Here is an 18,175-nt window from a genome sequence, read left to right as displayed (position 1 = left end):
AGCACCGTCTGTGGTGTTATTGTCCAAATGTGAGACGACCTCGGGCGCTGGTGCTGCCCGCCTTGCCGGAGAGCGCGCTCGCCCGCCTGGGCGAGATCGCCGAGCTGACCGAGGTTCCCGCACGACCGAGCCTCGGCTTCACCGACGAGCAACTGGCCGACCTGGTCATCGAGACCGGCGCGACCGTGCTCATCACCGACGGCGACCAGGTGCGCACGTCGGTGCTCGGCCTGCACCTGGACGTCGTGGCCAGCATGGGCCCGCCCGCGAGCGTGGACCTGGCGCTGGCCGCCGAGCGCGGCGTCACCGTCCTGCACGCTCCCGAACGCGACTCGGAGGCGGTCGCCGAGCTGACGCTCGCCCTGCTGTTCGCGGTGAGCAGGAACATCGTCAGCGCCGACCGCGAGATCCGCAGGGGGCGCGTCTACCACGGCCCCGTCCACCACAACCGGGTGCCACCGGCGCAGCGCCACCGCGGCCGCCGGCTCACCGGGCGCACGGTCGGCATCGTCGGCCTCGGCCGCGTCGGCAGGGCGTTGCGCTGGCGCTGCGAGGGCCTGGGCATGCGGGTGATCGTCTGCGACCCGTTCGTGGCCGAGGCCACCCACACGCTGCCCGCGCTGCTCGCCGAGGCCGACGTGGTCTCCCTGCACGTGCCGCTCACCGAGGAGACGCGCGGCCTGTTCGGCTACGCCGAGTTCGGCGCGATGCGGCCAGGGTCGATCTACCTCAACACCTCGCGCGGCGCCCTGCACGACCTGCGGGCCCTGGTCGATGCCCTGCGCGAGGGCCAGGTGGGCGGCGCGGGGCTCGACCACTTCGAGGGCGAATGGCTCGACCGGGCCCACCCCCTGACCCGGCTGCCGAACGTGGTGCTCACGCCCCGCCTGGGCGAGGCCACCGGAGAGAGCCACGAAGAGCTGGCCGAGACGCTGGTCGAGGACATCGCGCGGCTCCTGCGCGGCGAGCGGCCGACGCACGCGTACGTGCCCGCCTGAAGGTCAGGCCCGCCTGAAGATCAAGCGACCTGGCGCACCCGCGTCGGAACCCGCCAGCTCGCGCGGTCGAGCGAGATGTCCAGCCGCAGGTCGCCCCGCTGCCGGCGCAGACCGGGCACCCGCACCCTGTCGTGCACGTCGAACCGGCCCCGATGCGGATAGCCGAACCCCAGCTCACCCGGCAGCACCCGCAGGTCGTCGCGGTTGCCGCAGCGCGGGCACGTCCACGAGACCAGGTCGAGGCCCCGGTTGTAGTCGGAGCAGGCGCTGAAGTACTCGTCGGGCTTGAAGCGGGACTCACAGGCCAGGCAAGGGATCAGCATGGTGTCCGCTCCTCGGGGACGTGCGTGTCGGTACGCATAGAGATACCGCGCGTCACTTGTCCGCCGCTTGCAGAATGCTTGGGTGCTTAAGTAACAGTATGAGCACTGTCGGTATCAGATCATGCTCGTGAGCCGGCGGTGAAAGGATGCACTTGTGGAACGACTGCGCCATCATCTCCTCGAAACCGGATACACGATCGACGGCGTACGCGAACGCCTGGGCAGCATGGCGGCCTCGGCCCTGGCCCGCGAGGAGCTGATCCCGGCCCTGCGCGCCACCGCCGACGGAGACCCGCTGGGCACGCTGATCAGGCTGTGGTGGCTGGGCGTTCCGGTGCCGGCCAAGGCGCTGGCGCCCGAGGTGCTCGGCTCGGGGCTGGTGCGGCCTGACGGCGACCAGGTGGTCGCGACCGTGCACCTGCAGCCGTGGCAGACCGGCGGCTACCTCGTCTCCGACAGGAAGGTGCGCCCCGGTGACCCCGCGCTGCGGCCCGATCACGTGGTGGGGGCCGGGGGCGCCTCGGCCAACCTGGCTCAGCTCGTCACCCGCCGCCCGGTCGGGCGGGCGCTCGACCTCGGCACCGGCTGCGGCGTGCAGGTGCTGCACCTCGCGGGGCGGGCCGAGCGGATCGTCGCCACCGACGTGAACCCGCGCGCCCTGGAGCTGGCCCGGCTGAGCTGGGAGCTGTCCGGCGTCGGCGACGTGGACGCGCGGGCGGGCTCCATGTTCGAGCCGGTCGAGGGGGAGCTGTTCGACCTGGTCGTGAGCAACCCGCCGTTCGTCATCGCGCCGGCCCGCGACGGCCGGCTGACCTACCGCGAGTCGGGCTTCGAGGGCGACGACTTCTGCCGCGACCTCGTCCGCCGCACGCCCCTCCACCTCAACCCCGGCGGCCAGGCGCACTTCCTGGCCAACTGGCTGCACGTCGAAGGCGAGGACTGGCACGACCGCGTCGGCGGCTGGCTGCGGGAGACCGGCTGCGACGCGTGGGTGGCGCAGCGCGACGTCCAGGACCCGGCCGAGTACGTCGAGCTGTGGCTCAAGGACGCCGCCGAGCAGGGCACCCCGGCCTACACCGAGCACTACGACCGCTGGCTGGGCTGGTTCGAGGAGCGGCGGGTCGAGGGCATCGGGTTCGGCTGGATCACGATGCGCAACTCCGGCACGCTCGACCCCGTCGTCCGCGTCGAGCACCTGGCCCACCAGGTGGCGCTGCCGGTCGGCGACTACGTGGACGAGGTGGTCGACGCCATCGCCACCGCGCACCGGGCAGAGAACCTCGACGCGGCGCTGCTGCGTACCGCCGAAGGGCTGCTCGACGAGCGCATCGGGCTGCCGGGCGCCGAAGACCCGATCCGCATCGTGCTGCGGCAGACGCAGGGGCTGCGGCGCAGCAGGGAGGTCGGCACGGTCGAGGCGGCGCTGGCCGGCGTGTGCGACGGCGAGCTGGCGCTCGGGCCGCTGCTCAACGTGATCGCCGAGCTGGTCGGAGACGGCGAGATCCCCGACTCCGACGCGGTCAGGCCCTTGATCGCGGAGGGTTACTTCCTCCTTTAATCGGCTGTTGATTCGACGTCAACCCCGGTGGTGGAGGGTGTGACCCAGGACACGGACCTGGGGGGTTCGAGGGCCGTGTCAGGTCCGGCCGGTCGTCCGAAAGTGAGGCGGCTAGCCGTCGCGCGGAGCATCCGGATAACCGGGCCCCCTAGCGACGCGCGACGGTCAGGATGGCCGGCCGGGCTGAACACCTTCGATCGCCTAGGGACAGCCTTGATCAACCATGTGTGGATGACACGTCTGGACGACGAGCTGTACTCAGGACTCGACGACGGGCCCGTCGCCGGCGGGTTCGGGAGTGGCGAGGCTGTCGAGCAGGACCTTGAGGTCGCCGGCCTCCGGAGCGCCGAGCCGGGTGAAGATGTCGAACGCCTGCCGTAGACAGGCGAGGCTCCTCGTCGTGCTGCCGAGACCGCGCAGCGCCTTGCCGAGCACGGTGAGCGAGAGCGCCTCCCCGTACGGGTGGCCGATCTCGCGGGCGACCACGAGCGCCTGCTCGGCGTGGCGGACGGCGTCGGGATACCGCCCGGCGGCGATGAACGTCTCGGCCAGCCGGGAGCACACCCGCTGCTCCCACACGCGCTGCCTGCTGGCGCGGAAGAAGGCCAGGCACTCGGCGTGGTGGTGCACGGCCTCGGTGAGGCGGCCCACCCGGCTCAGCACGATGCCGAGATGGTAGCGGGCACGCGCGGTGCCGGCGCCGCTGCCGATCTCGGTGAAGATGGCCAGGCCCTTCTCCGCCGCCGCGATCGCGTCCTCGGGGCGGCCCAGGCCCAGGTGGTCGCGGGCCGAGTAGCTGAGCACCAGCGCCTCGCCGGCGGGCACGCCGTTCTCGCGGTACCAGCGCATGGCCGCGTCGAACAGCGACAGCGCCTCGGTGTGGCGGCGCTGGCGGCCGACGACGACGGCCAGGGCGTTCAGCACCTCGCCGGTGACGATCTTCTCCCGGCGGGCCCGCGACAGCTCGTGCACGACCCTGAAGTGCTGCTCGGCCTCCTTGAGCCGGTTGTCGGCGAACAGCACGCGGCCCAGCACGTAGCGGGCCCGCAGCTCGCTGCCCTGGTCGCCGTTGGCCAGCGCGGTGGCCAGCACGGCCCGGGTGCTGTGGTCGAACTCGCGCGTGTGCGTGCCCGCCTCCAGCAGCGGCTCCATCGCCACCAGCAGGTCGGCGGCGGGCAGGAGCTGCTCGGCGGTACGGGCGGTCGCGGCGGCCTGGTCGATGGCCGCGAACAGCGAGTCGCCCTCGGCGATCAGCCAGGCCACCGCCTCGTCCACGCTGGTGAAGGTCAGGCCGCTGCCGACGACCACCAGGTTGGCCGGGATCATGCTGCCCTCGTAGGCGAGCGTGTGCGCCGACTGGGCCGAGGCCAGGTAAAAGCCGAGCAGCCGGCGCAGCGCCAGCGTGCGGGCCTGGGGCCGCTCGCCCCGGTCGAGCTCCTTGCGGGCGAACAGCTTGAGCAGGTCGTGGAAGCGGTAGCGGCCGGGCGCCGGCGCCTCCAGCAGGCTCGCGTCCACCAGCGACTCCAGCACGTCCTCGGCCTCGAACCCGCTCATCGACAGCACGGCGGAGGCGGCGCCGACGGAGATGTCGGGGCCGTTCGGCAGCGACAGCAGGCGGAAGGCGCGGGCCTGGGTGGAGGTGAGCTGCCCGTAGCCGAGCGCGAACGTGGCCTCCACCGCGAGGTTGCCCACCCGCAGCTCGTCGAGGCGGCGCTGCTCGTCGGCCAGCCTTGGCACCAGCGAGGCGACCGTCCAGGAGGGGCGGGCGGCCAGCCGGGAGGCCACGATCCGCACCGCCAGCGGCAGGAAGCCGCACGCGGCCACCACGTCCATGGCGGCGCCGTGCTCGGCCGCGACCCGCTCGGCCCCGGCGACCGAGGAGAACAGCGACAGCGCCTCGTCCGGCTCCATCACGTCGAGGTCCACGAGCTTGGCCGACGGCAGGTCGGCCAGCTTGCCCCGGCTGGTGACGATGGCCGCGCACCCGGGCGTGCCCGGCAGCAGCGGGCTGACCTGGGCGGCGTCGCGGGCGTTGTCCAGCAGCACCAGGATGCGGCGTTCGGCCAGGATGGAGCGGTAGAGCGCGGAGCGCTCGGCGGGGGCCTCGGGGATGACGTCGGGAGGCACGCCGAGCGCGCGCAGGAAGCCGCCCAGCGCCGACTCGGGCGCGATGGCGTGGTCGGTGTAGCCGCGCAGGTCGGCGTAGAGCTGGCCGTCGGGGAAGACGTCGTCCACCAGGTGCGCCACGTGCACGGCCAGCGTGGTCTTGCCGACGCCGCCGATGCCGGAGATGGCCGCGATCGGCACGCCCTCCGCCGCCGGCTGGGCCGACAGGAGCGTGCGCAGGCGGACCGCGACCTCCTTGCGGCCGGTGAAGTCGCTGACGGCGGCCGGGAGCTGGGCGGGGCGCGGCAGCTCCAGCGCCGGCTGGGGCTGCTCCTCCTCGCCCGCGGGCTCCTCCTCGGGCACCTCGGCGGCGGCGAGCGTGGGGTCGGCGGCGAGGATGCGCTGGTGCAGGGCGGACAGCTCGGGCCCCGGCTCGATGCCCAGCTCGTCGATCAGCGCCTCGCGCGTCTCGGTGAAGACGCTGAGCGCGTCGCCCTGCCGGCCGCAGCGGTAGAGGGCCAGCATGAGCTGGGCGCGCAGCCGCTCGCGCAGCGGATGGTCGGCGGTGAGCGCGATCAGCTCCGACACGATCGCGGCGTGGTTGCCGAGCTCCAGGTCCACGTCCATGAGCGTCTCGATGACGCTGATGCGCCGCTCCACCAGGCGGTCGCGCTGGTGCTCGGAGTAGGGGCCGACGGTGCCGGCCAGCGGCTCGCCCTCGAACAGGGCCAGCGCGGCCCGCAGGGCCCGCGCGCTCTCGGCCAGCCGGCCGGCCTTGCGCGCCGACTCGGCCTGCTGGATGCCGCGCTCGAAGCGGGTCAGGTCGAGGGCGTCCTCGGGCAGGCGCAGCGCGTAGCCGCGGCCGATCGAGGTGAGCAGCTCGGGGCGGGAGCGGGCGGGCCGGTCGGGTTCGAGCACGGTGCGCAGCCTGGAGACGTACGTGCGCAGCGCCCCCAGGGCCCGCGGCGGCGCGTCCTCGCCCCACACGGCGTCGATCATCTCGTTGGGGGTGACGGCGTGGCCCTCGCGCAGGAGCAGCATGCCGAGGATCGAACGCTGCAACGGGGTGCCCAGGTCGAGTTCCTGGCCATCACGCCACGCGCGGACAGGACCGAGCACGGCGAACCGCAGCCCGCTCTCAACGCTCTGACCAGCCATGCCGTCTGTCTCCAAGCCAATGGAACGATTTGTGACCAAATGATAGATCCATCGTTGCTCGTCACCTAGATGCAGGTAGATCGTTCACTTGTGCGTCGATCCGCCGTCAATCAGGTGTTGAGCGCGTCCCCGGATGCTGATAGCGGAGCCGGCGTGATACGCATCGCGGGGGCGTGTGTCATGTAGAGCTTGTACAGGCGGGAAAAAATACCGGCCCCGCCCTCCAATTTCGGGCGGGGCCGTCGGTGGACAAGGGTCAGGCCGCCTCGACCAGTCCGAGCCTCATGAGCAGCCGCTCGCGGACGAGCGGCCATTCGGAGTTCAGGATCGAGTAGAAGGCGGTATCTCGGACCGTGTTGTCGGCGCCTCGGCTATCCGCTCGCCGCACCCCGTCGAAGTGTGCGCCGAGTGCCTCGATGGCGGCCCGGGATCTGGTGTTGCGTACGTCTGCCTTGAGAGTGATGCGGTGGACGTCCCACGTGTCGAAGGCGTGCGAGAGCAGGAGGAACTTGCTCTCCCGGTTCGCACCCGTGCCCTGGGCGCTGGCGCCCAGCCAGGTGTAACCGATGTCGGCCACGGACGGAACGTCGCCCACCGCACCGCGTGTACCCGGAGGCCAGGGCATGGGGCCCTGCCAGTACTCCAGGTGCATGAGACGGGTGGCACCGACCACGCGGTCGGTGTTCAGCCACCGGATGGCGAAGGGCAACGTGCGGCCCTCCGCCTGCTCAGCCAGGGCGGCCTCCACGTAGGAGACCACCTCGTCCCGGCCGTTCGGGACGCGAGTGAAGGTGTAGGTGGAGCGGTCTTCACTCGCCGCGGCGACCAGGTCATCGACCGCCGCGAGGCTGAGAGGCTCCAGACGCACGAGGCGTCCGGGCAAGGTGACAAGAGCGGGCATGAGCACATGATGGGGGTTGCCTGACGTACGTGTAACCAGGCCGTGCGACCCAACTTTCGCGAGGTTTTGCCGCTGCGGAGTTTTCGCAGGTCAGAGGCCCCTTTTGGGGGACGGTAAACCCGCTCTTGGGGAAAGATTCGCCTAACCGTGACCCTAGCCGCCGCAGAGGGCGGCACGCGGCTTCGGCGGCACGGCGTGGCGGCTCGGCGACAGCTCACGCAGGCCCGCCGAGAGGAAGTCGAGATTGTCGGCGATCCACGGGAGCCCGAGCGGATCGGGGCTGTTCAGAGCGGCCAGGCGCTCCTCGGCGGTGTCGCCGTAGAGCAGGCTCACCGCGACCCGGACCCGGGCGGCCGAGGGGTCGTCGCCGAAGGCGTGCCCTGGCAGGACCCCGATGCCGTGCTCCTCCAGCAGGAGCTTGGTGACCTCGGCCGAGCCGCCGAGCCGCAGGTGCCCGAGGTCGGGATAGAGGTAGAAGCCGCCCTGGGGCACGGGGACGTCCGCCCCGGCCGCGACGAACCTCTCGTGGACCGCCCGCGCGACCACGCCGTGCAGCCTGCGGCTGCGGGTGATGCGCTCGGTCAGCTCCGGCGGGTCGCCGAAGGCGTAGGCGGCGGCCTCCTGCACGGGAGCCGCGGGCGCCGACCAGATCTCGCTGGCCACGGCCAGCAGGCGGCGGCGCAGCAGGTGCGCGTTCTCCGGCAGCCTGGCCACGCCGATGCGCCAGCCGCCCAGCGCGAGGCTCTTGCTCAGCCCGGTGGTGATGATCGTGCGCTCGGGCGCCAGCTCGGCCGGCGAGGTGTAGGGCAGGGACGGGTCGTGCACGAGGTCGCGGTAGATCTCGTCGGAGATGATCGTCAGGTTGAGCTCGCGGGCCACCTCGGCGAGGCGGGCCACGGTCGCCGGCGGGGCCAGCCGCCCCGTCGGGTTGTCGGGCAGCGTCACCAGGACGGAGCTGACGGTGCGGCCCTGGGCCCTGGCGCGGTGCACCTCCCTGACCACCAGCTCCGGATCCGGCACTCCGCCCTCTCCTGGTGGTGCGGGCACCAGGATGGGGCGCGAGCCCACGAGATCGGCCTGCGCGGCGTAGCTGACCCAGCTGGGCATGGGCATGACGATGTCGCCGCCGATCGCCAGGAGCAGGCCGTACAGCAGCGACTTGCTGCCCGGTCCGCTGACGACCAGCTCGGGGTCGGTGACGAGCCCCCGTCGTGTCCAGTAGCCCGCCGCCGCGGCCCGGAGCCCGGACGCCCCCGCGACCGGCCCGTAGCCGTTGCGCTCGGAGGCGGCGGCCAGCTTGTCGCGCAGCGCCGGGTGGACGGGCAGACCGGCCTCGCCGAAGGCCAGGTGCAGCACGCGGTCCCCGGCGCGTCGTCTTCGTTCGATGTCCTCATTCGCCGCCAGAGTGGCGGACAAGGTTACGGTCATGTTTGTCACGTTCCCAGAGTGGTTGGATGAAGGCATCAGCACAAGCGAGGCTTTTTGTGGGTAGGCATAAGGAAGTCTGATGCTCGAATTGCGGCGTTTGGTCCTGATCTGCGAGTTCGCTCGGAAGGGCAGCATCGTGGCGACCGCCGAGTCGCTGGGTTACAGTCCTTCGGCCGTCTCCCAGCAACTCGCCGCGCTCGAACGCGAGACCGGCACGGCGCTCATCGACCGCACGGCACGCAGCGCCGAGCTGACCGACGCCGGCCGCCGGCTCGTCCAGCACGCCGAGCGCATCCTGTCCATGGTCGAGGAGGCCGAGTCCGACCTGTCCGCGCACGCCGGCAAACCCGCCGGGCGCGTCGTCGTCACCGCCTTCCCCACGGCCGCGGTCGCGTTCGCGCCCGCCCTCGCCCGGTCGCTGCGCCGCCACACCGAGCTGACGCTGCGGCTCGGCCAGAGCAGGTCCGGGCGCGGCATGCGCGAGGTGCAGTCCGGCGAAGTGGACATCGCGCTCGTCGACGACTGGTACGGCGGCGTCCGCGACAGCGAGAACCTGCGGGTCTTCCCGCTCCTGCGCGACCCCCTCGTGCTCGTCGTGCCGCGCAAGCACCGCCTCGCCGACCCCGCCGTGCCGCTCGACCTGCGCGAGCTGCGCGACGAGCCGTGGATGGCCACACCCGACGGCGAGCCCTCCCGGCTGGCGGTCGACCGCCTGCTCGTCGACGTCGGCGGCACCCGGCCCACGCCGTGGGAGTTCGAAGGGCTGGGCACCATCCTGTCGCTGGTCGCCAAGGGCATCGGCATCGCCGCCGTGCCCGCGCTCGCCCTCGCCGCCGGGGTACGCGGGCTGGCCGTGCGCCAGTTCCCCGGCAACCCCGTCGGGCGGGACGTGCACGCCGTCGCGCGCGGCTCCAGCGTGCACCGGCCGTCCGTGTCCGTGACGTTGCGGGCCATCCACGTGGCCGCCCGCTACCTCGCGGCCGACCTCGACCCCGTGCGGCCCGCCGAACGCAGCCGCGATCACGCGCCCGCCGGGGACGAGCCGCAGGCTGGGCCGGTGCGCTTCACCGGCGACGACGTGGGCCGCTCCTTCGGCGAATGAGCTCCGGGCGCTTTCGCGATAACGTCTGCGGCTATGGCGCCCACGTACGACATCGAGCAGCTCCTGCTCTCCCAGCCCAGCATCCGCACGGTCGCGGGCGTGGACGAGGTGGGGCGCGGCGCCTGGGCGGGGCCCGTCACCGTGTGCGCGGTCGTCACCGACCTCAGCGAGCCACCCGCCGGGCTGACCGACTCCAAGCAGATCTCCGAGGCCAGGCGCGGGCCGCTCGCACTGGAGCTGGCCGGCTGGGCGATCGGCATCGGCTATGGCGAGTCCACCCACCACGAGATCGACACGCTCGGCATGACCGAGGCGCTGCGCAGGGCCGCGCGCAGGGCACTGGAGGCCCTGCCCGTCCGCCCCGACGCGGTGATCCTCGACGGCAAGCACGACTACATCGGCGCGCCGTGGCCGGTGCGGCTGGAGGTCAAGGGCGACGCGGCGAGCATCTCGGTGGCCGCCGCCTCCGTGCTGGCCAAGGTGCGGCGCGATGCGTACATGGCCACGATCGGCTGCGCGGAGTACGGCTTCGCCGAGAACGCCGGCTACCCGTCACCCGCGCACCAGGAGGCCCTCGCCCGGCTGGGGCCGACTCCGCACCATCGGCTTTCTTGGTCATACCTTGACGAGCTGCCCCAATGGCGGCATCTCAAGCATCATCGCGATCCTCTGGCGGGCGAAGGGCAGGAAACCCTCTTCGCGTGACGCGGGTTTGCGCCTGCCCCGATCGGCCGACACTCGGGGAGTGCGGATCGGGATCTTTGTCGTCGCCGGACTGTTCCCCGGGCAGGAGCCCGGGCGCGTGCTCGCCGACGCCGTCGAGTGGATCGTCGCGGCCGAGGAGGCCGGGTTCGACGACGCGTGGATCGCCGAGCACCACTTCATGCCGTACGGGGTGTGCCCGTCGCCCGTGACGCTGGCCGCGCTCGCGATCGGCAGGACCACGCGCATCGGGCTCGGCACCGCTGTGAGTGTTCTGTCCACCCAGCATCCGGTGGCGCTCGCCGAGCAGGCCGCCATGCTGCACCACCTGTCCGGCGGGCGGTTCACGCTCGGCGTGGGCAGGGGCGGGCCCTGGGTGGACCTGGAGGTGTTCGGGACCGGGCTCGGACGGTACGAGCGCGGCTTCGCCGAATCGCTCGACCTGCTGCTCGCCGCGCTGTCCGGCGGGTCCGTGGCGGCCGACGGGGAGTTCTTCCGGTTCAGGGAGGTGACGGTGGTGCCGGGGGCGCGGCTGCGGCCCGTCGTCGCCTGCACCTCCGAGGCCACCGTGGCGCTGGCCGCCGCCCGCGGGCTGCCCATGCTGCTGGGGATGCACATCGGGGACGACGACAAGGCCGCCCTGGTCAAGCGGTACGGGACGGCGGGGACGCACAGAGGGCACATCGCGGCAGGGGTCGCCTATGTGGCCGACTCGACCGCCGAGGCGGTGCGGGAGCTGCGGGCTCGGATGCCGGCCTGGCTGGGGCCCGGGCTGGCCGGCTACGTGCCGGTCGACGGGCGGCCGCGTCGCGTGCGGGACGCCGGCGCGTACGTGGACCTGCTGACCCGCATCCATCCGGTCGGCTCGGCCGCGCACTGCGCCGGGACGCTGCTGCGGACCGCCGAGCGCACCGGGATCGAGCACTTCATCCTGCTCGTGGAGGGGATGGGGGAGCACGAGCGGACGCTTGCGAACATCAGGAGGCTCGGGGCCGAGGTGCTGCCACTGCTGCGGCCCTGAAAGGGGCCGAGGTGGGCCGGGCGGGTGACCGGCCCACCGGGCGGGGCTCAGCAGTCGACGAGCTCCGGCTTCTGGTTGAGGATCTGCGCGCGCGGGGTGACGAAATCGGCCAGAGCCTCCGTCGCCGTCGGGTCGAAGACGGCGACCCGGTGGCAGTTCTGGAAGGCCAGGCGCACGCCGTAGTGACGCTCCAGAGCGCCACGCATCGAGTCGCTCGCCAGGCAGCGCAGGAGTTGGCCGCGAGCCTCCTCTGACGGCGGCGGCACCTGGTTGTCGGCGAACTCGGCCCCGCTGTGCTCACGCTGCTTGACCAGCTCTTCGATCAGCGACCACGCGTAGGGCAGAGAGTCGCGGACGCAGGCGAGGAACGCCGCGTCGTCCACCTCACCGGCTCTGGCCTGGTCGAGCAGATCGTTCGGAACGGTCAGCGACATGCTGTCTCCTCTCGAAGGGGGGTTCACATTGACGCTAGATCGCCGGAGGTGTGCGCTCCAGAGACCTCGCGGGCACAGTCGTGTGCGCTGTCGGGTGCGGTTTCAGGGGTCGTGGAGCCGGGGTTTGTCAGGGGCCGTAGACGAAATCGGGGTCCACCTGGTCGGCGAGGTCGGCGCCGGTGCGCTCGTTGGCCCAGGCGCGGGCGTTGCGCAGGTGGAACTCCACCGTCTGGCGGCCGAAGCGGGCCCAGTCCTTCTCCTGCTCGTCGAGCGTCTTGCGGAGCAGCGCCAGCGCGTCGGAGTTGGCCGGCTCCAGGTCGTCGAGCGTGAAGTGGCGGCCCTGCTCCATCGCGCGGACGGCCGCCGAGTGCTCCATCCAGGTCAGCAGGTCGTCGCCGACGTGCTCGCGCAGGAAGTCGACGTCGGACGGGCCGTGCACCTTGTTGCCGACCACGGCGAGCGCCACGTCGTACTTGGCGGCGTACTCGCGGTACTGCCGGTAGACGCCGACACCCTGCCGGGTGGGCTCCGCCACCAGGAACGTCAGGTCGAAGCGGGTGAACAGGCCCGAGGCGAACGAGTCGGCGCCGGCCGTCATGTCCACCACGACGTACTCGCCGGGGCCGTCGACCAGGTGGTTGAGCAGCAGCTCGACCGCGCCCACCTTCGAGTGGTAGCAGGCCACGCCCAGGTCGTCCTCGCTGAACGGGCCCGTCGCCAGCAGGCGCAGGCCGTCGGGGGTGGTCAGGCCGTAAGGGTCGGTGGCCAGGTCCTCGAAGCTCAGAAGCGTGGAGCCGCGGCCGGGCGGGGTGGTCTTCACCATCCTCTCGGCCGAGGCGATGCGCGGGTTCGTGCCGCGCAGCCGGTCTTTGATCTCGGTGAGGTGGGCGCCCAGGGGCTCCGGCTGCTCGTCGAGACCGAGCACGAGAGCCAGGTGCTGGTTGATGTCGGCGTCCATGGCCACCACGGGGGCGCCTTGGGCTGCCACGTGCCTGGCGAACAGGGCCGACATCGTCGTCTTGCCGCTGCCGCCCTTTCCGACGAACGCCACTCTCACGGTCTGCTCCAGGTGAGGATGAAAATCGTTTCCGTTCCGGACGTGCACCATCATGCCACAGGCATCCTCGGATCGAGGCCGTTTCCCTTGCCTGCCGCATTCCGGCTGGCGCTTTTGAGGGGATGTGCAGGCAAATGCGCGGCACACCTCGCTCAGGCAACAGGGCCAGGGGCGAATGCTGCGCCTCGTGGGCGGGTGTGGGAGGGCGGGGTGGGGTCCTCCAGCGTTCCAGCTTGGCGCCGATCGGCTCGCAGGACAGGGCGTGAGAGGGGTGGTGGGGCGTGGGGCCGGGGGGTTACGTGCAGGTGGCGTCGAGGTTGATGGGGGTGTCGGGGGTGGGGGACGGGGTGTGGGCAGGGGCGGAGCGGGTGGAGGCGTGCTCCTCCAGGGCGTCCGAGACCTTGCGGCGGATCAGGTACCAGTCCGGGTCCACGGTGCTGATGAGGGGCGGGACGAAGTTGAGGCTGCGGATCTTGGCGTTCTTGACCTTCTGGGACAGGTCCACGACGGCGGGCAGCAGGTCCTGCGGCAGGTCGGTGGAGATGGCGCGCTTGGTGGCGGCGGCGAGGCGTTCGAAGCTGTTGAGCACGGTCACCGGGTCGGCCTGCTTGGCGACGGCGTTGAGCAGGCACTTCTGGCGGCCCATGCGGACGTAGTCGTCGCTGTCGGTGCGGGAGCGGCCGTACCAGAGGGCTTCGGCGCCGGAGAGCTTGCGGGTGCCGGCGGGGAGGAGGCCCTCGCGGTGCCGGCCGTACACGATGGGCTCCTTGATGGTGACCTGGACGCCGCCCATGGCGTCGATGATCTCGGCGAAGCCCTTCATGTCGACCATCGCGTAGTGGTCGACGGGGAGGCCGAGGATGTCGGAGACGGTCTGCTTGAGGAGGGTGGGGCCGCGCTGGCCCTTGGGGGCGCCGGGCACCATGTCGGGGTGGTCCTCGGCGTACTGGAAGACCTCGTTGAGCAGGCCGGGGGTGTCGGGGCCCGCGCCGGTGAAGCCGTACGGGAAGCGGTCCCTGGCGGGGCCGGCGGGGAGCTGGACGCGTTGCAGGTTGCGCGGTAGGCCGAACAGGACGGTGTCGCCGGTCTCCACGTCCACGCTGGCCACGGTCATGCTGTCGGTGCGTACGCCGGGCCGGCTGGGCGCTGAGTCGCCGCCGAGGAGCAGGAAGTTGACCCGCTCGGCGCCGTTCCACGGGTCCTGGGCCATGACAGGGGTGGCGGTGTTGGTGGGCGAGAAGAGGGTGTTGACGACGTCGCGCGACAGGTACGCCAGCCGCGTCGCGTACGCGGTGGGCGCGAGGACGAGCGCGCAGAGCGCGATGGCCAGGGTGGTGGTGAGGAAGCGGCCGACCTTGTCGGAGCGGGCGGGCCGGACGAGGAGGAACGACCAGATGATGACGCCGGTCCACGCCAGCGCGATGGCGACGAGCGCGACGGTGAGCCAGATGAGCCAGTGCGGCTGGACGGCGAGCGACAGCAGGCGGGCGCTGAAGGCGGTGAAGACGGTCAGGACGGCGGCCAGCATCACGACGTAGGCGGCCATCAGCGCGAGGCCGGTCCTGCGCCGCTCGGTGGCGAGGTGCGCGACGCCCCACAGCAGGGCTGAGGCGAGTGTGAGCGCGATGCCGGCGCCCAGGCCGAATCGCCGTTCTGCTCCCGTCATGCCTGGTCAAACCCCCAGTGTGTGCCCATCCAAGTCACCGTAGTCAGGCTCAGTGCGTTACAGGTGGTGCGTAAGGGAATGCTTCGGTCAAATACCCGTCAAGACCACATTGAGATATAACGTGAATGTGAGCAAGCGACACGGAAGCTACGGGTTCGACGCACCCTGGGCGCTGGCCGGTCTGGTCCTCGGCGCTCTCGCCCTGGCGGCGCTGGCGGTGGTCTCGTTCGCGCTCGACATCCTCGCCGCCGGCATCGCGTTCCTGGCCGGGGCGCTCTACACGCTGGCCAGCGCGGCGAGCTACCTCTACACGACGCGGCGCGGCAAGTTCGTGGTCTGGGACGCGGAGCTGCGGCGGTTACGCGGGGACGAGCGGCTGCTCGACCTGGGCTGCGGCAGGGGCGCGGTGCTGATGCTGGCGGCCGAGCGGCTGGAGCACGGCAGCGCCACCGGCGTCGACATCTGGCGCGCCAAGGACCAGTCGGGCAACACCGAGCAGGTGGCCAGGGCGAACGCCGAGGCCGAAGGCGTCGCCAAGCGGGTGGAGCTGGTCACGGGCGACATGCGTGACCTGCCGTTCGGCGACGACGCGTTCGACGTGGTGGTCTCCAGCCAGGCCATCCACAACATCCCCGCGGCCGAGGGGCGCGAGCAGGCGGTGCGGGAGGCGTACCGGGTGCTGCGGCCCGGCGGGCTGATGCTGGTCGCCGACTTCCAGCACACCCCCGAGTACGAGGAGACGCTGCGCGGGCTCGGCGTGGTGGACGTGCGGCGGCGGGACGCGGGCTGGCGGTTCTGGTACGGCGGCCCGTGGTTCAGCACCGGCATCGTGGAGGCCAGGAAGCCCGCCGGGTAAAAGCACGGCTGGAAAGCGCGGGTAGAAAGCGTTTACCCGGCGCTCGCCGGGTATCCGAAGGAGCCTATGAGCGACGTGGAAACCGGCACCGTCACCACCAAGGTGCCCGCGCGGCTGGACCGGCTTCCGTGGTCCCGCTGGCACTGGATGATCGTCATCGGCCTGGGCACCGTCTGGATCCTCGACGGGCTCGAGGTCACCATCGTCGGAAACCTGTCGGCGCAGCTCGCCAAGCCGGGCAGCGGCCTGGACATCACCCAGGCGCAGGTCGCGGGCGTGGCCGCCGCGCTCTACGTGGCGGGCGCCTGCACCGGGGCGCTGTTCTTCGGCTGGCTGACCGACCGGTTCGGCAGGAAGAAGCTGTTCATCATCACGCTCGTCGTGTACCTGGTGGCGACGCTGCTGACCGCGTTCTCGTTCAGCGCGTGGTGGTTCTTCCTGTTCAGGTTCATGACGGGGTTCGGCATCGGCGGCGAGTACGCGGCCATCAACTCCGCCATCGACGAGCTCATCCCGAGCCGGCACCGCGGGCGCATCGACATCATCATCAACGGCAGCTACTGGCTCGGCGCGGCCGGCGGCGCGCTGCTGACCGTGCCGCTGCTGAACGACCTGCCGGTCAACATCGGCTGGCGGGTCGCGTTCGGGCTGGGCGTGGTGCTGGGCCTGGCCATCCTCCTCGTACGGCGGCACGTCCCGGAGAGCCCGCGCTGGCTGTTCATCCACGGCAAGGACCGTGAGGCCGAACGGCTCGTGGACGACATCGAGGAGCAGATCGGCAAGCACGACCTGCGGGAGCCGGAGCAGTCGATCACCATTCACCAGCGCAAGTCGATCGGGTTCGTGCGGATCGCGCACACGATGGTGGCGCTCTATCCCAAGCGGACAGTGTTGGGGTTGTCGCTGTTCATCGGGCAGGCGTTCCTCTACAACGCGATCACCTTCGGGTACGCGCAGATCCTGTCGACGTTCTTCAAGATCGACACGCACACGGGCTACTACTTCGCGGTGATCGCGGTCGGGAACTTCCTCGGCCCGCTGCTGCTCGGCCACCTCTTCGACACGGTCGGCCGGGTGCCGATGATCTCGGCCACGTACATCGGGTCGGGGGTGCTCCTGCTGGGCACCGCCTGGCTGTTCAACCAGGGCATGCTCACGGCGGTCACGCTCACGGCGTGCTGGTCGGTGGTGCTGTTCGTGGCGTCAGCAGGGGCGAGCTCGGCGTACCTGACCGTCAGCGAGATCTTCCCGATGGAGACCAGGGCGATGGCCATCGCGTTCTTCTTCGCGGTCGGGACGGCGGCGGGCGGCATCGCGGGGCCGCTGGTGTTCTCCTCGCTGGTGGAGAGCGGGGTGCCGGGTGACACGGCCCTCGCGTTCTCCATCGGCGGCATCATCATGATCGCCGCCGGCCTGGTCGAGGTGTTCCTCGGGGTCAAGGCCGAGCGCAAGGGCCTGGAGGACATCGCGGCACCGCTCTCGACGGCGCCCGCCACCACCTGACCGGCGTTCAGGAAAGGGCACGCCACATGACGGGGAACACCCTCGGGCTGTCGGACAGGTACAGGTGCGGGACGTCCACGAACACCCGCATCGGCCCCCGCCCCACCTCCAGCTTGGCGGCCATCGAGGCGTGCAGGTCAGCGAGCGGCAGGTAGTTGAGGTAGCTGGTGTAGGCGTTCTGGGAACGGAAGGTCGCGGTCATGACGAGCGCGCCCTCCCTGATCCGGAACGCCAGCCCGACCAGGCACGGCACCGAGTCGTAGGCCTCGCCGGGCGCGGTCAGCGAGATCCACGCGCTCTTGCTGTACGGCTTGATCCGCAGCAGGTCGGCCGCCCATCCGAGCTGGCCGCTCATCCTCGCCCCATAGCTGTACTTGAACGGCGGCACCACCGTCTGCTCGCTGAACTTCCTGCGGTAGAGCGCCAGCCGGTCGGCGTCGCCGTACCGGGTGATGATCGGATCGTCCCCGCTGACCCTCGCGATCTCGAACAGCACGGACGGCGCCTCGATGACGGGGCCCCGATCGTCGTCGGCGAGCGTTCCCGCCGACCATACGTGGCGCATCAACCTGATCCACGCCTCCCCACATGACGCCCATTCTGCTGGGCCGGGCATTTATCCCTCCATATTCGTGATTCGGTACGGGTTGCGAGGAAGCCGGCGCCGTCTGCTGACGTTGCAGCGGACGTAGTAGACGCCGTAGTGCACCAGCGCGACGAGCAGGATGCCGGTCATGAGCAGGAGCAGGTTCGGCTCCTGGCCGCTCAGTCCGGTGACGCCGACGGTGAGGTAGGTCGAGTTCACCGTGGCGAGCACCATGACGTTGATGCCCGGCCAGGCGAGCGGTGCGTAGGTTTCCGGGAAACGCGGATCGACCGGCAGGTTCGGCGTCCAGTCGAGCTCGTCCCCCAGTTTCGTGGAGTACAGCAGCCGGAAGTTGTTGATCGCGCGGGCGGTGCGAGCGTGCGCGTTGACGGCCTCGATGAGGCGCAGGAACGGCAGCACGCTCAGCACGCCGAACGCGATGACCAGGGCGAACAGGTACCACGGGACGTCCTGCCACCTGGTGAGGCTCTGCGGGTCGACCACCTTGGCGCTGGCCAGCGCGATGGCGGCGAAGAACGGCCCCGACAGCAGGCTCAGTGCGAGCCTGGTCATCTTCAGCCGCTCCTCCTTGGCGGCTAAGTGAACCGCGTAGACACCGTTGAAGTCCACCGCGGCAAGCTGGAGGAAGTGGTTCGGTGCGAGGCCGTCCTCCTGGGCCATGCGATGGGGGATCTTCCGCATGAGCGCGCTCCTGGTTGCTGTAACTCCAGTATGAGCGCATTTTTCGGGAATGGGGCTGAGATTCCTACCAATTG

The 18,175-nt window shown here is 71.2% G+C and carries 16 protein-coding genes; 7 read left to right on the top strand and 9 right to left on the bottom strand.

All coding sequences use genetic code 11. The features are described from left to right. Positions 1 to 29: 29 nt before the first annotated feature. Positions 30 to 998, top strand: a complete 969-nt coding sequence (locus KIS93_RS31440) for an NAD(P)-dependent oxidoreductase (RefSeq protein WP_155128865.1) — start codon at positions 30 to 32, stop codon at positions 996 to 998. A gap of 20 nt (positions 999 to 1,018) precedes the next feature. On the opposite strand, the gene KIS93_RS31435 is transcribed toward KIS93_RS31440, so the two are convergent. Then, a complete protein-coding gene (locus KIS93_RS31435) occupies positions 1,019 to 1,321 on the bottom strand; it encodes a hypothetical protein (RefSeq protein ID WP_080044237.1) in 303 nt (100 codons plus the stop codon). 154 nt (positions 1,322 to 1,475) lie between these two features. Between KIS93_RS31435 and KIS93_RS31430 the strand changes: the two genes are divergently transcribed. Continuing rightward, on the top strand, positions 1,476 to 2,879 hold the full coding sequence (locus KIS93_RS31430; RefSeq protein ID WP_080044238.1) for a DUF7059 domain-containing protein: 1,404 nt from the start codon (positions 1,476 to 1,478) through the stop codon (positions 2,877 to 2,879). A 258-nt stretch (positions 2,880 to 3,137) separates the two neighbouring features. On the opposite strand, the gene KIS93_RS31425 is transcribed toward KIS93_RS31430, so the two are convergent. The 3 genes from KIS93_RS31425 to KIS93_RS31415 form a co-directional block, all read right to left on the bottom strand. Next, a complete protein-coding gene (locus KIS93_RS31425; protein WP_080044239.1) occupies positions 3,138 to 6,143 on the bottom strand; it encodes an AfsR/SARP family transcriptional regulator in 3,006 nt (1,001 codons plus the stop codon). 256 nt (positions 6,144 to 6,399) lie between these two features. Further along, positions 6,400 to 7,044, bottom strand: coding sequence for a GNAT family N-acetyltransferase (locus KIS93_RS31420; protein WP_080044240.1), 645 nt, complete (start codon positions 7,042 to 7,044; stop codon positions 6,400 to 6,402). 153 nt (positions 7,045 to 7,197) lie between these two features. Then, complete coding sequence (locus KIS93_RS31415) at positions 7,198 to 8,472, bottom strand: pyridoxal phosphate-dependent aminotransferase (RefSeq protein ID WP_186404526.1); 1,275 nt, start codon at positions 8,470 to 8,472, stop codon at positions 7,198 to 7,200. Positions 8,473 to 8,551: 79 nt separating this feature from the next. Here KIS93_RS31415 and KIS93_RS31410 point away from each other — a divergent pair, with 79 nt between their 5' ends. The 3 genes from KIS93_RS31410 to KIS93_RS31400 are packed head-to-tail and all read left to right on the top strand — an operon-like array spanning position 8,552 to position 11,297. Continuing rightward, the gene (locus tag KIS93_RS31410; protein WP_080044242.1) at positions 8,552 to 9,574 is read left to right on the top strand and encodes a LysR family transcriptional regulator; all 1,023 of its coding nucleotides are present in this window, start codon (positions 8,552 to 8,554) and stop codon (positions 9,572 to 9,574) included. 33 nt (positions 9,575 to 9,607) lie between these two features. Continuing rightward, positions 9,608 to 10,279: a ribonuclease HII gene (locus tag KIS93_RS31405; RefSeq protein ID WP_080044243.1), complete on the top strand. Its 672-nt coding sequence runs from the start codon at positions 9,608 to 9,610 to the stop codon at positions 10,277 to 10,279. A gap of 40 nt (positions 10,280 to 10,319) precedes the next feature. After that, positions 10,320 to 11,297, top strand: coding sequence for an LLM class flavin-dependent oxidoreductase (locus KIS93_RS31400; RefSeq protein WP_080044244.1), 978 nt, complete (start codon positions 10,320 to 10,322; stop codon positions 11,295 to 11,297). 47 nt (positions 11,298 to 11,344) lie between these two features. On the opposite strand, the gene KIS93_RS31395 is transcribed toward KIS93_RS31400, so the two are convergent. The 3 genes from KIS93_RS31395 to KIS93_RS31385 form a co-directional block, all read right to left on the bottom strand. Beyond that, positions 11,345 to 11,731, bottom strand: a complete 387-nt coding sequence (locus KIS93_RS31395; RefSeq protein ID WP_080044245.1) for an SCO5389 family protein — start codon at positions 11,729 to 11,731, stop codon at positions 11,345 to 11,347. Between the two features lie 127 nt (positions 11,732 to 11,858). Continuing rightward, complete coding sequence (locus KIS93_RS31390; RefSeq protein WP_080047398.1) at positions 11,859 to 12,788, bottom strand: ATP-binding protein; 930 nt, start codon at positions 12,786 to 12,788, stop codon at positions 11,859 to 11,861. Between the two features lie 295 nt (positions 12,789 to 13,083). Beyond that, the gene (locus KIS93_RS31385; protein ID WP_080044246.1) at positions 13,084 to 14,454 is read right to left on the bottom strand and encodes an LCP family glycopolymer transferase; all 1,371 of its coding nucleotides are present in this window, start codon (positions 14,452 to 14,454) and stop codon (positions 13,084 to 13,086) included. A gap of 127 nt (positions 14,455 to 14,581) precedes the next feature. Here KIS93_RS31385 and KIS93_RS31380 point away from each other — a divergent pair, with 127 nt between their 5' ends. Together KIS93_RS31380 and KIS93_RS31375 are read left to right on the top strand one after the other, a co-directional pair. Continuing rightward, positions 14,582 to 15,310 (top strand): class I SAM-dependent methyltransferase, encoded by a 729-nt coding sequence (locus KIS93_RS31380; protein ID WP_080044247.1) that lies wholly within the window; start codon positions 14,582 to 14,584, stop codon positions 15,308 to 15,310. 66 nt (positions 15,311 to 15,376) lie between these two features. Beyond that, positions 15,377 to 16,813, top strand: a complete 1,437-nt coding sequence (locus KIS93_RS31375; RefSeq protein ID WP_080044248.1) for an MFS transporter — start codon at positions 15,377 to 15,379, stop codon at positions 16,811 to 16,813. 7 nt (positions 16,814 to 16,820) lie between these two features. Here the strand turns inward: KIS93_RS31375 and KIS93_RS31370 are convergent, their stop codons facing one another. Further along, a complete protein-coding gene (locus tag KIS93_RS31370) occupies positions 16,821 to 17,378 on the bottom strand; it encodes a thymidylate synthase family protein (protein ID WP_080044249.1) in 558 nt (185 codons plus the stop codon). 51 nt (positions 17,379 to 17,429) lie between these two features. Continuing rightward, positions 17,430 to 18,101 carry a hypothetical protein gene (locus tag KIS93_RS31365; RefSeq protein ID WP_080044250.1) on the bottom strand — a complete coding sequence of 224 codons (672 nt, stop codon included), beginning with the start codon at positions 18,099 to 18,101 and terminating at the stop codon, positions 17,430 to 17,432. Between the last annotated feature and the right edge of the window lie 74 nt (positions 18,102 to 18,175).

Source organism: [Actinomadura] parvosata subsp. kistnae (assembly GCF_900323885.1).
Lineage (GTDB): Bacteria > Actinomycetota > Actinomycetes > Streptosporangiales > Streptosporangiaceae > Nonomuraea > Nonomuraea composti.
The sequence above is the reverse complement of the archived record's forward strand: the minus strand, read 5'-3'. Positions and strand labels throughout refer to the sequence as shown.

Bases quoted from the DNA above. Each gene is read 5' to 3' on its own strand.
- KIS93_RS31420 (WP_080044240.1), bottom strand. From the start codon at position 7,044: ATGCCCGCTCTTGTCACCTTGCCCGGACGCCTCGTGCGTCTGGAGCCT.
- KIS93_RS31375 (WP_080044248.1), top strand. From the start codon at position 15,377: ATGAGCGACGTGGAAACCGGCACCGTCACCACCAAGGTGCCCGCGCGG.
- KIS93_RS31370 (WP_080044249.1), bottom strand. From the start codon at position 17,378: ATGCGCCACGTATGGTCGGCGGGAACGCTCGCCGACGACGATCGGGGC.
- KIS93_RS31395 (WP_080044245.1), bottom strand. From the start codon at position 11,731: ATGTCGCTGACCGTTCCGAACGATCTGCTCGACCAGGCCAGAGCCGGT.
- KIS93_RS31425 (WP_080044239.1), bottom strand. From the start codon at position 6,143: ATGGCTGGTCAGAGCGTTGAGAGCGGGCTGCGGTTCGCCGTGCTCGGT.
- KIS93_RS31365 (WP_080044250.1), bottom strand. From the start codon at position 18,101: ATGCGGAAGATCCCCCATCGCATGGCCCAGGAGGACGGCCTCGCACCG.
- KIS93_RS31385 (WP_080044246.1), bottom strand. From the start codon at position 14,454: ATGACGGGAGCAGAACGGCGATTCGGCCTGGGCGCCGGCATCGCGCTC.
- KIS93_RS31435 (WP_080044237.1), bottom strand. From the start codon at position 1,321: ATGCTGATCCCTTGCCTGGCCTGTGAGTCCCGCTTCAAGCCCGACGAG.
- KIS93_RS31410 (WP_080044242.1), top strand. From the start codon at position 8,552: ATGCTCGAATTGCGGCGTTTGGTCCTGATCTGCGAGTTCGCTCGGAAG.
- KIS93_RS31405 (WP_080044243.1), top strand. From the start codon at position 9,608: ATGGCGCCCACGTACGACATCGAGCAGCTCCTGCTCTCCCAGCCCAGC.
- KIS93_RS31415 (WP_186404526.1), bottom strand. From the start codon at position 8,472: ATGACCGTAACCTTGTCCGCCACTCTGGCGGCGAATGAGGACATCGAA.